Raw genomic sequence first — 685 nt, 5'->3', positions numbered from 1 at the left:
AAACTGCATCTGGCGATGCTTTGCCGATTGCGTGAGCATGACCAGATTGATTGGGAACGGGCAAGTCTTGATGCCGCCAGTGTTTCCAGCCCCCGGGGGGCCAGGAAACCGGCCCTAACCCGACAGAGCGGGGCAAGCTCGGGTCGAAACGGCACATCGTCGTAGATGCGCGCGGCATTCCGTTGGCCATCACGGTCACGGGTGCTAACCAGACGACCGAGCACAATAATGAAAACACACTGAGCTACTGAGAAATACCGCTCTGTATCGTGGCAAATCACGGCCAGCCCTTCAAATTAGCTTCCAGCACTAGAGGTATGCGTCTCGCAAATTCTTCTGGTCTATAAAGAACGATGCCAAGTTGGGCTGAGAAAGGTATCGCAATTGATATTGATACCGGCCTCGATTGCATGTGTAGATGAATCGATATTGGCATCATGCGTCCGGAATCCTCGTCGAGGTCCTTGCTACCCTGAAGGGGTGAATCGTCGCGTGCTACCGGCTTATCAGCCAGGACGACGAATTCATCAGGATTAAGCGCTGACCGGTTACGCGGACGCACAGCGGGCTGGGCAGCACTGGATGCAACTGCGCCGGGAGCGATGGAGAACGGGCGGCATGACGCGGCCGGTACGTTGCCGCACGGGAAGTACCGGTGTCCACACGGGAGTCACGCATGGCCCCG

At 57.1% G+C, this 685-nt stretch carries 1 pseudogene; it reads left to right on the top strand.

The annotated features are described in order from the left end of the window. A pseudogene (locus tag F3J20_RS31760) lies at positions 1 to 212 on the top strand (IS5/IS1182 family transposase); the annotation flags it as partial. Positions 213 to 685 lie beyond the last annotated feature (473 nt).

This window comes from Paraburkholderia sp. Cy-641 (genome assembly GCF_011752945.1).
Classification (GTDB): Bacteria; Pseudomonadota; Gammaproteobacteria; order Burkholderiales; family Burkholderiaceae; genus Paraburkholderia.
The sequence above is the reverse complement of the archived record's forward strand: the minus strand, read 5'-3'. Positions and strand labels throughout refer to the sequence as shown.